Below are 12,066 nucleotides of genomic sequence, written 5' to 3'. Positions count from 1 at the left end.
GCGCCGGGTGCGCCCGTGTCGGCGAGAACTTACCTGAGCGTGGAATCCCGCCTTCCACCAGGGATTCGCCTGGGCGGCACGGGGGGGCGTGTCAGGGCGCCAGGGGCGGCCGCTTGGCCGGCATGCGCTGCGTACGCGCCTCGGCGCGGGCGTGCATCAGCGCCAGGTTCTCCTGGACCTCCGGATCGTGCTGGTAGTCCCGGTGCCCCAGGATGGGCGGCACCAGCGGGTCGTCGGCGGTACGCCCGTGCCGCACGGGATCCTTCAGCGGGCCGAAGTCCGCCGGGCCGCCCGGACGCCGATCGCGTGCGACCGGGGGAACCGCGGGAACTTCCCTCCCGGGAGCACCGTCCGCCTCGGCTCACCGCGGCAGTACCCAGCCCGGCGCCCAGGTCCCGGTGGCGTCGGGGCGGTCCGCCGCGGCGGCGAGATGGGAACGGAGGGTGGCCAGCGCCGGGTGGGGGTTGTCGCGGTGCCAGAGGAGCGAGTGCGGGTAGACGGGCGTGGGGTCGGTCACCGGGATGCTGCGCAGGTCGTGACCGGCGGGCCAGATGAGACGGGTGTGCGCGCCCATGAAGGTGGCCAGGGCCGGGGTGTCGGCGATGGTGTCGAGGAGCGCGTCGGAGCCGAAGTTGGGTCCGGTCGCCTCGACGGTGAGGCCGAACTCGGCGACGAGGTCGTCGTAGTAGGCGCCCCACTCGGTGCCGGGGACGATGCCGGGCATCCAGATCCGGTGCCCGGCCAGCCGGCCGAGCGCCACCGACCGGGCACCCGCCAGCGCGTGGCCGGGGCCGGTGAGGAGCTGGAGCGGCTCGTCGAGCACCCGGACGGACTCGATGCCCTCGGGAAGGGGCCGACCGGGCGCGGCGACGGCGCGGAAGGTCGCGTCGATGGCACCGGAGCGGAGGGCTGCGACGGCCTCCTCGATCTCGAACAGCTTCATCACGTCGAGCTCGATCTCCGGGTGCGCGCGGTGGAAGTCGCGCATCAGGCCCGACGTCGCACCACGCAGGTTGATCACGTCGACCCGCAGCGGACGGCGGTCGGTGCGCACGGACCCGGCCGCGCGCTCGGCGACCCGCAGCAGCTCGCGCGCGTGGGGCAGGAACGCCTGACCGTCGATGGTGAGCTCGGCGCCGCGCGGGGCGCGGGTGAACAGCCGGACGCCGAGACTGCGCTCCAGCGCGGCGATGCGCTTGGAGACGGCCTGCTGGGTGATCGACAGGTCGGCGGCGGCCTTCTGGAACTGGCCCGCGTCGGCGACGGCGACGAAGGTGCGCACTGCTTCGAGATCCATGCCGAGACACCTTAGTGAACAACCAACGGTTGTAGGAATCGGGCACGATGGTTGTTTGACCTGCTACTTCCCTGCCCGCTTGGCTCTCCCTGGTCAACACCTGTTTGTGGGGACGGGGCTTCGAGGGGAGTGCACCGAGGATGCTGGGCAGGAGACCGCTGGGCCGGCGGTTCGGCTGGTTGTGGGCGTCGTACGCGGTGAGCGCCTACGGGTCCGGGCTCGGATTCGGGGCCCTGCCGCTGATCGCCGTGCTGGTGTTGCACGCCGGTCCCGCCGAGGTGTCCGTGCTGTCGGCGGTGGGGCCCGCGGTGGGCGCGCTGATCGCGGTGCCGCTCGCGCCGTGGGTGGAGGTCCGCGCCAAGCGCCGGGTCATGATCACGATGGACCTGGCCCGGTTCGCGGCCATGGCGACGATCCCGGTCGCCTACGCCTTCGGCCTGCTCGGCTTCGTCCACCTGCTCGTGATCTCGGTGGTGGTCGCCGCGGCCAGGATCGCGTTCGGCGCGGCCGGCGGCGCGTACCTCAAGTCGCTGGTGCGACCGGACGACCTGCTCGTCGCCCACGCGCGGTTCGAGTCCACGAACTGGAGCGCCATCGCGGTCGGGCCGCCCCTGGGCGGGGCGGCGATCGGCCTGTTCGGGCCGGTCGTCACCGTGGCGGCCGACGCGCTCAGCCACCTGCTCTCCGCGCTGGGCCTCACCGCGATCCGAGACCCGGGGGACGCGCCGTCACCGACCCGCAAGAGCCCGGTCCGGACGGGCGGGGTGCTCGACGGCTGGCGACACATCCTGGGCCGTCCCGTGCTGCGGGCGCTCTACCTCAACAACATGCTCGTCTCCGGCCTGATCATGGCCAGCGAGCCGCTGCTGGCCGTGCTGCTGCTGCGCGGGCTCGGGTTCCCGCCCTGGCAGTACGGCCTCGCCTTCGCCGCGCCCTGCCTCGGCGGACTCGTCGGCTCCCGGCTGGCCCGCCGGGTCGTCGCCCGCTACGGCCGGCCGGCGGTCTTCCGGACCGTCGGCACCCTGCGCGCCGTCTGGCTGATCGGCCTGGCGCTCGTCCGTCCCGGCGCCGTCGGCCTCGTCACCGTGATGGTCGTCGAACTGGCGATCATCATCAACATGAGCCTGTACACCCCGGTGCTCGCCGCCTACCGGCTCGAACACACCCCCGAGCACCTCGTCGCCCGCACCCTGACGGCCTGGTCGATCGGCCAGCAGGCGGCCATCGCCGTCCTCACCGCGCTGGCCGGGCTGCTCGCCGACGTCACCGGCCCGCGCGCCGCGCTCACCGTCGTGGGACTGCTCGCCCTGACCACCCCGCTCCTGCTTCCCCGACACGACCGGAAGAAGAAGTCCGGCGGCGATGCCGAGAACATCGACTCCCGCCTCCCCGCCGCCGGGTCGTAGTGCCACGAAACCCCAGGTCAAAAATCGTTGGCGCCGTGCGCGGTGCGGCGGTTACCGTTCTGCTCGTTCCACGACGGCGAAGCGTCGTCGTGACCGGTTGTGTGTGATCCAGGAGGTGTGACCGATGGCTGTCGTTTCGATGGGCGCCGCCCTCATCCAGAAGCTCGTCAACTCCACCTCCGTGGCCGCCGGCTGACCTCTCTCTCCTTCCGCGTCTCGTCGAGGCGCGCGCCGGGGCCACCCTTTGTGAAGGGTCACCCCTTGTCTCTCGCCTCTTTCCAGGCACACAACTCCACCTCCGCGCACCCGCTCGCCCCGTACGGCTGGGACGAGGAGTGGGAGGCCGCGTTCGCCCCGTACGCCGACCAGGGTCTCGTCCCCGGGCGGGTCGTACGCGTCGACCGCGGGCAGTGCGACGTCGTGACCGCGGACGGACTCGTCCGCGCGGACACCGCGTTCGTCACCCCGCACGACCCGCTGCGGGTCATCTGCACCGGCGACTGGGCCGCCGTCGAGACCGACGGCACCCCCCGCTACGTCCGCGCGTACCTGCCGCGCCGGACCGAGTTCTCCCGTTCCACCTCGTCCCAGCGGTCCGAGGGCCAGGTGCTCGCCGCGAACGTCGACCACGCGATCATCACCGTCTCGCTCGCCGTCGAGCTGGACCTCGGCCGGATCGAGCGGTTCCTCGCGCTCGCCTGGGAGTCCGGCGCCGAACCGGTCGTCGTGCTCAACAAGGCCGACCTGGTCCCGGACCCGGTCGGGCTCTCCTACCTCGTCCAGGACGTGGAGTCGGTGGCGCCCGGCGTCCAGGTGCTCCCCGTCAGCTCGCAGACGGGGGAGGGCGTCGAGGTGCTCAAGGCCGTCGTCGGCGGCGGGACCAGCGTGCTGCTCGGCGTCTCCGGAGCCGGGAAGTCGACCCTCGCCAACACGCTGACCGGCGAGGACTCCATGGAGGTGCAGGCCGCCCGGGACGTCGACGGGAAGGGCCGGCACACCACGACCACCCGCAACCTGCTCCTGCTGCCCGCGGGCGGCGCGCTGATCGACACGCCCGGACTGCGCGGCGTCGGCCTCTGGGACGCGGAGGGCGGCGTCGGCCAGGTCTTCTCGGAGATCGAGGAGCTGGCCCGGGACTGCCGGTTCCACGACTGCGCCCACGAGTCGGAGCCCGGCTGCGCGGTGATCGCGGCGATCGACGACGGCTCGCTGCCGGTGCGTCGCCTGGAGAGCTACCGCAAGCTCCTCCGGGAGAACCAGCGCATCGTCGCCAAGACCGACGCCCGGGTCCGCGCGGAGATGCTCAAGGACTGGAAGCGCAAGGGCGCGGAGGGTCGCGCGGCCATGGCGGTCAAACGCGGCGGCCGGGTCCGGTAGCGGCCGGTCACCGGGCGCGGGTCCGGTGGCAGCCGCCAGGGCGGGTGGCGGGTGCCCGCCCGCCCCGCCCGAACGCCGTGTCCGAATACCGCGAGTCCCGGCTGCCCGGGTCCCGCACACTGGGTGTGTGAGGGACGAAGAGACCAGATACGAGGCGGTCAGCAGCCGGGACGCACGGTTCGACGGGGCGTTCTTCTTCGCGGTCGCCACCACCGGGATCTACTGCCGCCCGAGCTGCCCGGCGGTCACCCCCAAGCGCCAGAACGTCCGGTTCTTCCCGACCGCCGCCGCTGCGCAGGGCCACGGCTTCCGGGCCTGCCGGCGCTGCCGGCCCGACGCCGTGCCCGGCTCCGCCGAGTGGAACGTGCGGGCCGACGTCGTCGGCCGGGCCATGCGCCTCATCGGCGACGGAGTCGTCGACCGCGAGGGCGTGCCCGGGCTCGCCGGGCGGCTCGGCTACAGCGCCCGCCAGGTGCAGCGACAGCTCACCGCCGAGCTGGGCGCCGGGCCGGTCGCGCTCGCCCGCGCGCAGCGCGCCCACACCGCCCGGCTGCTCCTGCAGACCACCGGCCTGCCGGTCACCGAGATCGCGTTCGCGTCCGGCTTCGCCAGCGTCCGCCAGTTCAACGACACGATCCGCCGCATCTACGCCCGCACCCCCAGCGCCCTGCGCGCCGAGTCCGGCACCGGCACCGCCACCGGCCCGCGCACCGCGCAGGCCGCCGGCGTCCCGCTGCGGCTCGCGCACCGCGGCCCGTACGCCGCCCGCGAGGTCTTCGACCTGCTGGCCGCCGAGGCCGTCCCCGGCATCGAGGAGGTCGTCGGCGAGCCCGGCGCCCGCACGTACCGCCGCACCCTGCGGCTGCCGTACGGCTGGGGCGTCGCCGCCGTCGACGAGGCGTCCCCCGGGCCCTGGCTGGAGGCCCGGATCCACCTCGCGGACCTGCGCGACCTCACCACCGCCGTGCAGCGGCTGCGCCGCCTGTTCGACCTGGACGCCGACCCGTACGCGGTCGCCGAACGGCTGGCCGCCGACCCCGGGCTCGCCCCCCGCGTCGCCGCCCGCCCCGGGGTGCGCTCGCCCGGCGCGGCCGAGCCCGAGGAGTTCGCACTCCGCACCCTCGTCGGCCCGGCCGAGGCGACCCGGCTGGTGACCGCCCACGGCACCGCCCTCGACACCCCCTGCGGCGGCCTCACCCACCTGTTCCCCGAACCCGCCGCGCTCACCGCCCACCCCGTGGCCGGCCCGCTCGCCGCCGCGCTCGCCGACGGTTCCGTACGCCTCGACCCGGGCGCGGACCGGGACGCGGCCGAGCGGGCGCTGCTCGCCGTCGACGGTGTGACCCCGGCGGCGGCCGCCGCGATCCGGATGCGCGCCCTCGGCGACCCGGACGTCGCGCCCGCCGGGACTCCGGACGGCGATGCCTGGGCGCCCTGGCGTTCGTACGCCGTTCGATACCTGGCGGCCGTACCGGCAGAATGACGCCATGATCAGCACAGACAGGCTCGGGCCCGCCGACCGCGAGGCATGGGAGTCGCTCTTCCGCGCGTACATCGACTTCTACGGGCGCACCGAGGGCCCCGAGATGTACGAGCGGTCCTGGCATGCCTTCCAGGACGACACCCGGATGCACGCGCTCGGCGCCCGCATCGACGGCCGGCTCGTCGGCATCACGCACTTCTTCGTCCACCCGAGCACCTCGGGCCCGGACGTCTGCTACCTCCAGGACCTCTACACCGACCCGGAGGTCCGGGGCCGAGGCGTGGGCGGGGCCCTGATCGAGGCCGTCGCGCGGTGGGCGGAGGACCGGGGCTGCAGCCGGGTCTACTGGAACACCCAGACCTCGAACACCACGGCCCGTCGCCTCTACGACAAGGTCGCCCGCGACACCGGCTTCATGAAGTACCAGATCGACCTTCCCCGCTGACCTCGCCGACCTCGCCGACCTCGCCGACCTCCAGCCCCCAGCTGTGGACGCGCCGCGGGTGGATGCGGATCACCTCCGCGCTGAAGTGGGGCCCCAGCTCGTGGGGCCCCACCAGCAGTTCCGCCTCGCCCCGGATCTCCACCCCGCGGACCCGCCAGGGCCGGACGCTCGCCAGATCGTCGACGACCAGCGCGACCTTCGGGTTGTCGTGCAGATTGCGCCACTTCTTCGTGCGGCCCATCGCCATGCCGCCGACCAGCACCGTCCCGTCGTCCCGCGGGAAGAAACCGACGGGGTTGACCTGAGGCTGTCCCGCGGCGTCCACGGTGGCCATCCGGCCCAGCCGCTGGGTCCGCAGATACGCGCGCTCGGCCTCGCTGAATCCCTCGAAGTCCCTCATGACCCCAGCCTCCCGCGCGGCCGCCCACCCGGCATCGGCACACGGACCCAGACGCGACGGGGCCCGGGACCTAGGTCCACGCGGGCGTCGGCCGGCGTGAGCGCGGCGGCCGTCAGCCCCAGATCACCGCGCCCAGCCACGCGCCGACGATCAACAAGCAGGAGAACAGCTCCACCAGCACGCTCGTGCCGACCGCCCGCATCAGCCGCCGCGTCGAGGCGCGGGCCTGGCCGTGGCCGCCGAGCCGGAGCCGCTCGGAGAGGTAGACGCCGCCGACGAAACCCGGGATCGCGCCGATCACCGGGACGATGAAGAAGCCGAGCAGGGCCCCGAGGCCGGCGGAGGTCACCAGCCGCCGGGTGATGCCGAGGCCGCGGATCCGGCGCGGCGGCAGCTGCCACACGACCACCTGGGTGACGAGCAGCAGCGCGGTCGAGGCGACCAGCAGGATCCAGGCGAGCTTCGTCTGCTCGTGCAGCGACCACCAGAGCATGGCCGCCCACACCAGCCAGGGCCCCGGCACGCCGGGCGCGAGCACCCCGAACAGGCCGAGCAGCATCACGCTCGCGATCAGCAGGAGCTGCCACACACCCATCTGCCAAGGGTGCCGGAATCCCGCCGTCCGCGCAGGTCACAGCCGCCCGAACGGGCCCCGGCGGCCCCGCCCCGGGGCCGCCGCCCGGCCCCCCTCTCAGTGCCGGGCGACCCAGCCCTTCTCGTACGCGTGCCAGCCCAGCTGGAGCCGGGTCGTCACGCCGGTCAGCTCCATCAGGCCCTTCACCCGGCGCTGCACCGTGCGCAGCCCCAGGTCCAGCTGCTTGGCCACGCTCGCGTCCGTCATCCCGGCGAGCAGCAGCGACAGCACCTCCAGGTCCGTCGCGTCCGGGCCCGGCATCTCGTCCTGCGTGACCTGCGCGCCCGCGCCGAGCCGCAGCGGCAGCGCCTCGCGCCACACCGACTCGAAGAGGCCCATCAGGGATTCCAGCAGCCCGCTCGCGTGCACCACCAGCGCCGCCGGCTCCGCACCGCGGCCGGTCAGCGGCACCAGCGCCAGCGTCCGGTCCGCCACCACCAGCTTGGTCGGCACCCGGTCCACGACCCGGACCTGCTCGTCGCGGCCGAGCGCCGCCGTCAGATCGCCGAGGCCCGAGGGATGCGCCAGCACCTCCCGCTCCAGGACCACCCGGTAGGACACCCCGCGGCTGGCCACCCGGTCCTCCGCGTCGTTCTCCGCCCCGGTCACCGCGATCGGCTTCCCCGTGACCAGGCAGCAGACCTCCTCCGTCGCCCCCAGCTGGATCTGGAGGAACCGGTGCGCCACTGCGCCGCGGCCGGTCACCACCTCCACCAGGTCGTGCACCGCGGGCTCGCTGGCCTCCGCCCGGTACTCCTCCGCGAGCAGCGCCGCCGCCAGCTCCGCCTGCTCCAGTTCGTGCCGCTGCTGGGTCAGCAGCGCCCCCAGCGCCACTCCCGGCGGCGCGGCCACCCAGCGGCCGGTCCGGGCCGTCGACTGCGCCGCGAGCCCCTGCGCCTCCAGGCGCCGCAGCGCCCGCTCGGTGTCCGTCTCCGGCATCGACAGATGATGCGCCAGATCGGTGACCTCCGCCGCTCCCAGCGCGATCAGCGCGCGGTACGCGGACTCCTGGCGTTCGTCGAGACCTATCGCTCCCAGCACCGCTGCCCCACCCCTTACCGGACGTTCATGTTCCAACACGCCGCTGGCGGGAATCGGCCACGGCGTATTCCCGCCTCGTACATCATCCCTGCACCACCCGCTCCTCTGCCAATGTCATGCCACCGCAGCACCAACAGCCTCCGGGAAAGGGCGCTTTGCCGCCCCATGCCCGGATTCACCTGGGGAGAGCGATGCGTCCGATATCGCGTACGGCACTGGGGGCGGCGACCGCCGCCGTCCTGGCCGTCACCGCGGTCGCCCCGTCCACCGCGGCCATGCCGCGGGACGAGGCGACCGCCCAGCGACCGCTGGTCGGCAGCGAGGCCGCCGCGAGGACGGGGGACCGGTCGGCGACCGTCACCCTCGTCACCGGCGACCGGATCCTGGTGACCCGCGATGCCGCCGGCAACCCGTCCGCCGTGGCCCTGCCCGGCGAGGACGGCACCGTGCCGTTCGTGCAGACCCGCCGCTCCGGTCAGGACCTGTACGTGTACCCCGCGGGCGCCACCGCCGCGCTCGCCGCGGGCCGCGTCGACCAGGAGCTGTTCAACGTCACCGGCCTGATCCGGCAGGGCTATGACGACGCCGCCGCCAAGACCCTGCCGCTGATCGCCGTGTACGGCTCCGACGTCGCCCGCTCCGCGCCCGCCGCGCCGCGCGGCGCCAAGCGCGGCAAGGTCCTCAAGACCGTCCGCGGCGTCGCCCTCGCCGCCGACAAGAAGCAGGCCGGCGCGTTCTGGAAGGACGTCGAGGCCCCGGCCGCCCGCAGCGCCTCCGGCCTCGAGAAGCTCTGGCTCGACCGCAAGGTCCAGGCCACCCTGGAGCGTTCGACGAAGCAGGTGCACGCCCCCGAGGCATGGGCCGCCGGCTACGACGGCACGGGCACCAAGGTGGCCGTACTCGACACCGGCGCGGACGCCGAACACCCCGACCTCAAGGGCCGTATCAGCGCCGCGGAGAACTTCACCGACTCCGACAGCGCCGACGACCGCCAGGGCCACGGCACCCACACCATCTCCACCGTCGGCGGCTCCGGCGCCGCGAGCGGCGGCAGGAACAAGGGCGTCGCGCCCGGCGCCGAGCTGCTCAACGGCAAGGTCCTGAACGACAGCGGCTCCGGAGCCACGTCCTGGATCATCGCGGGCATGGAGTGGGCCGTCGCCCAGGGCGCCGACGTGGTCTCCATGAGCCTCGGCAACCCGTCCGAGACCGACTGCACCGACCCGATGAGCGTCGCCGCCGAGCAACTGGCCCAGAACAAGGGCACGTTGTTCGTGATCGCGGCCGGCAACACCGGGCCCTCGCTCAACACCGTCTCCTCGCCCGGCTGCGCGCCGAGCGTGCTGACCGTCGGCGCCGTCGACCGCGACGACTCGACCGCCTGGTTCTCCAGCCGCGGCCCGACGACCCTGAGTCACACCCTCAAGCCCGAGATCGCCGCCCCCGGTGTCGGCATCAACGCCGCCGCGGCCGGCGGCCGGGGCGTGTACGCGTACCAGGGCATGTCCGGCACGTCGATGGCCACCCCGCACGTCGCGGGCGCCGCCGCCGTCGTCAAGCAGCGCCACCCCGACTGGACCGCCCAGCAGATCAAGGCGGCCCTCGTCTCCTCCGCGAACAACGGCGTCCCCGGCGACGTCCGCGAGGTCGGCGGCGGCCGGCTCGACGTGAAGGCCGCCGTCGACCAGACCGTCCTCGGCGCAGACGCAGTCCAGGGCGGCACCTTCAACTGGCCGCAGAACAACACCGACCGCACCACGGTCGCCGTGCCGTACACCAACACCACCGACAAGCCCGTCACCCTGACGCTCGCGGTCGAGAAGGTCACCGGCAACAACGGCTCCGCCCTGGCCTCCCCGATCGCCCGGCTCGGCGCGCGCACGCTCACCGTCCCGGCCGGCGGCACCGCCGAGGTCCCGCTGAAGCTCGACCCGACCGCCGACCTGCAGCGCGCCCAGTACGGCGACATCACCGGCCGCGTGGTCGCCACCGCCCCCGGCGGCGTCCACGTCTCCACCCCGTTCTCGCTGTACGTCGAGCCCGAGACGGTCACCCTGCGGGTGAAGCTGATCGACCGGCAGGGCAAGCCCGCGGACGGCGCGTCGTCCCTCGACGTCATCGGCACCGACACCTCCACCGGTGAGCGCCGCTTCAACGACGGCTCCGCCGACCAGGTCTACCGGCTGCGCCCCGGCAGCTACTTCCTGTCCTCCTTCGTCACCACCCCCGACGCGGGCGAGAACGCCGGGCTCGACGACTCGATCAGCTACCTGGGCCGCCCCCAGGTGGAGCTGAAGAAGGACACCGTCGTCGTCCTCGACGCCCGCAAGGCCCACAAGCTGTCGGTGCGCACCGACAAGGCCGGTGAACTGCGCGGCGCCACCCTGGCGTTCGCCCGGTCCTGGGACGAGACCTGGCTGCACGCCGGCACCGCCGTCGGAACGCGCACGGTCCGCGGCTACTACGCGTCCGTCGAAGGCGCCGCAGAGGACGGCGAGTTCGAGTTCGGCAGCTACTGGCGCACCGCCGCCCCGCAGGTCTCGGAGCTGAAGACGGCCGACGGACTCGCGCTGCACCCGTACACCGGCTCCACGGGCTCCGACAACCTCGACGGCACCGGATCCGCCGCTCTCGTCGACGCCGGCGCGGGCACCCCGGCCGAGCTGACGGCCGCCGGGGTCAAGGGCAAGGTCGCGCTGGTCCGGTTCCCCGACGACAACAACTTCTCGGCCACCGTCGCCCGCAACGCCAAGGCCGCCGGCGCGATCGCCGTCGTCGCCCACCGCACCGCCCCCGGCCGCTGGTACCCGTCCGCCGGCTTCGGCACGGCCGGACTCCCGGTCCTCGCCGTCGAGGCCGCCGAGGCGGCGACGCTGCTCCAGAAGCTCTCGGCCGGCGCGGTCACCCTCTCCTGGAAGGCCACCGCGAAGAGCCCGTACCTCTACAACCTCGGGTTCCCGGAGTCCGGCGCGATCCGCGACGACAGGACGTACCGGGTCCGCGACGGCGAACTGGGCAGCACCAGGTCCACGTACACCGCGATGGGCGTCGCCAACGACTTCCTCGACTTCGGCACGGCGCGCCGGCCGAGCGGTCTTGCGGTCGGCTTCGGCGGCCTGGAGACGGTCCCCGCGCCGGGCTCCCGCACCGAGTACTACACGACGGGTGACACCGCCTGGGACAAGATGCTCTGCTCCAGCTTCCCGTTCGGCGAGTTCATGATCGGCACGCCGCACACGTACGAGGCCGGCGAGCGGCGCACCGAGAGCTGGTACGACGGTGTGGTCGCCCCCACCGCACCGCGCGACGCGGCCGGCAAGCCGGTCCTCGTCTCCGAGCGGCAGGGCAACCTCATCGGCTTCGCCGACGCCATGTGGGGCGACAACACGCACCACGGCGAGCCCGGCTCCTTCGGTGACGTCGGCAACGTCGTGCTCCGCAAGGGCGGCGAGGAGATCGGCCGGAGCGCCTGGCCGTTCGGCGCCTTCGAGGTTCCGTCCGAGGAAGCCGAGTACACCCTCGAACAGAACGTCATGAAGTTCTCCAGCAAGGTCTGGAACCGCTCGAGTTCCGTCAACTCCGTCTGGAAATTCACCTCGAAGCTCGACGAGAACGTCTACTCTCAAGGCATCCCGATTCTCTTCCCCCGGTACGACCTTCCGGAGGACGGACTCAAGACCCTCGCCGCGACCGACGGCCAGAAGATCGGCCTCACCGTGACGGGTCACGCGGGTTACACGCCCGCCGCGCTCACCTCCGCGAAGCTCTCGTACTCGTACGACGGGGGCACCACGTGGACGGCGGCGCAGGTCACCCAGCAGGGCGGTCGGTGGACCGCGACCGTGAACCACGCGGGCGCGACCGGTGAGCCGGTCACCCTGAAGACCGAACTGACGGACGCCAACGGCAACTCCGTCACCCAGACCGTGGTCCGCGCTTACGACGTGCGCTGATCACGCCGGTCCGCCGGGCGTCCTTCCCGT

10 protein-coding genes are annotated in these 12,066 nt (G+C 73.5%); 5 read left to right on the top strand and 5 right to left on the bottom strand.

Going from position 1 to position 12,066, the window contains the following annotated elements; genetic code table 11:
- Window positions 1-91: 91 nt before the first annotated feature.
- Both R2D22_RS08205 and R2D22_RS08200 read right to left on the bottom strand, forming a co-directional pair.
- Entirely contained in the window at window positions 92-256 is a 165-nt protein-coding gene (locus R2D22_RS08205) for a hypothetical protein (protein WP_318102268.1), read from the bottom strand.
- A gap of 105 nt (window positions 257-361) precedes the next feature.
- The gene (locus R2D22_RS08200; protein WP_318102265.1) at window positions 362-1,297 is read right to left on the bottom strand and encodes a LysR family transcriptional regulator; all 936 of its coding nucleotides are present in this window, start codon (window positions 1,295-1,297) and stop codon (window positions 362-364) included.
- Window positions 1,298-1,437: 140 nt separating this feature from the next.
- Here R2D22_RS08200 and R2D22_RS08195 point away from each other — a divergent pair, with 140 nt between their 5' ends.
- The 4 genes from R2D22_RS08195 (at window position 1,438) to R2D22_RS08180 (ending at window position 6,008) form a co-directional block, all read left to right on the top strand.
- Window positions 1,438-2,703 carry an MFS transporter gene (locus tag R2D22_RS08195; protein WP_318102263.1) on the top strand — a complete coding sequence of 422 codons (1,266 nt, stop codon included), beginning with the start codon at window positions 1,438-1,440 and terminating at the stop codon, window positions 2,701-2,703.
- A 261-nt stretch (window positions 2,704-2,964) separates the two neighbouring features.
- Window positions 2,965-4,080 (top strand): ribosome small subunit-dependent GTPase A, encoded by a 1,116-nt coding sequence (gene rsgA / locus R2D22_RS08190; RefSeq protein ID WP_318102262.1) that lies wholly within the window; start codon window positions 2,965-2,967, stop codon window positions 4,078-4,080.
- 127 nt (window positions 4,081-4,207) lie between these two features.
- Entirely contained in the window at window positions 4,208-5,563 is a 1,356-nt protein-coding gene (locus R2D22_RS08185; protein ID WP_318102260.1) for a bifunctional transcriptional activator/DNA repair enzyme AdaA, read from the top strand.
- A 4-nt stretch (window positions 5,564-5,567) separates the two neighbouring features.
- Window positions 5,568-6,008: a GNAT family N-acetyltransferase gene (locus tag R2D22_RS08180; RefSeq protein ID WP_318102258.1), complete on the top strand. Its 441-nt coding sequence runs from the start codon at window positions 5,568-5,570 to the stop codon at window positions 6,006-6,008.
- Here the strand turns inward: R2D22_RS08180 and R2D22_RS08175 are convergent.
- From R2D22_RS08175 to R2D22_RS08165, 3 genes are all read right to left on the bottom strand, one after another.
- Window positions 5,977-6,408 (bottom strand): PPOX class F420-dependent oxidoreductase, encoded by a 432-nt coding sequence (locus tag R2D22_RS08175; RefSeq protein WP_318102257.1) that lies wholly within the window; start codon window positions 6,406-6,408, stop codon window positions 5,977-5,979. The genes R2D22_RS08180 and R2D22_RS08175 overlap by 32 nt on opposite strands.
- Before the next feature lie 112 nt (window positions 6,409-6,520).
- Window positions 6,521-7,003, bottom strand: coding sequence for a DUF456 domain-containing protein (locus R2D22_RS08170; protein ID WP_318102256.1), 483 nt, complete (start codon window positions 7,001-7,003; stop codon window positions 6,521-6,523).
- Window positions 7,004-7,099: 96 nt separating this feature from the next.
- Complete coding sequence (locus R2D22_RS08165; protein ID WP_318102255.1) at window positions 7,100-8,083, bottom strand: helix-turn-helix domain-containing protein; 984 nt, start codon at window positions 8,081-8,083, stop codon at window positions 7,100-7,102.
- A 191-nt stretch (window positions 8,084-8,274) separates the two neighbouring features.
- Between R2D22_RS08165 and R2D22_RS08160 the strand changes: the two genes are divergently transcribed.
- Window positions 8,275-12,036, top strand: coding sequence for a S8 family peptidase (locus tag R2D22_RS08160; protein WP_318102254.1), 3,762 nt, complete (start codon window positions 8,275-8,277; stop codon window positions 12,034-12,036).
- The last annotated feature ends 30 nt before the right edge of the window (window positions 12,037-12,066 follow it).

The sequence above is a fragment of the Streptomyces sp. HUAS YS2 genome (genome assembly GCF_033343995.1).
Lineage (GTDB): Bacteria > Actinomycetota > Actinomycetes > Streptomycetales > Streptomycetaceae > Streptomyces > Streptomyces solicathayae.
This window is presented reverse-complemented; position numbering and strand designations above follow the sequence as displayed.

What these genes read in the sequence shown, in the direction of transcription:
- R2D22_RS08200 (WP_318102265.1), bottom strand. Translation starts at nt 1,297, where the DNA reads ATGGATCTCGAAGCAGTGCGCACCTTCGTCGCCGTCGCCGACGCGGGC.
- R2D22_RS08195 (WP_318102263.1), top strand. Translation starts at nt 1,438, where the DNA reads ATGCTGGGCAGGAGACCGCTGGGCCGGCGGTTCGGCTGGTTGTGGGCG.
- R2D22_RS08180 (WP_318102258.1), top strand. Translation starts at nt 5,568, where the DNA reads ATGATCAGCACAGACAGGCTCGGGCCCGCCGACCGCGAGGCATGGGAG.
- R2D22_RS08175 (WP_318102257.1), bottom strand. Translation starts at nt 6,408, where the DNA reads ATGAGGGACTTCGAGGGATTCAGCGAGGCCGAGCGCGCGTATCTGCGG.
- R2D22_RS08170 (WP_318102256.1), bottom strand. Translation starts at nt 7,003, where the DNA reads ATGGGTGTGTGGCAGCTCCTGCTGATCGCGAGCGTGATGCTGCTCGGC.
- R2D22_RS08160 (WP_318102254.1), top strand. Translation starts at nt 8,275, where the DNA reads ATGCGTCCGATATCGCGTACGGCACTGGGGGCGGCGACCGCCGCCGTC.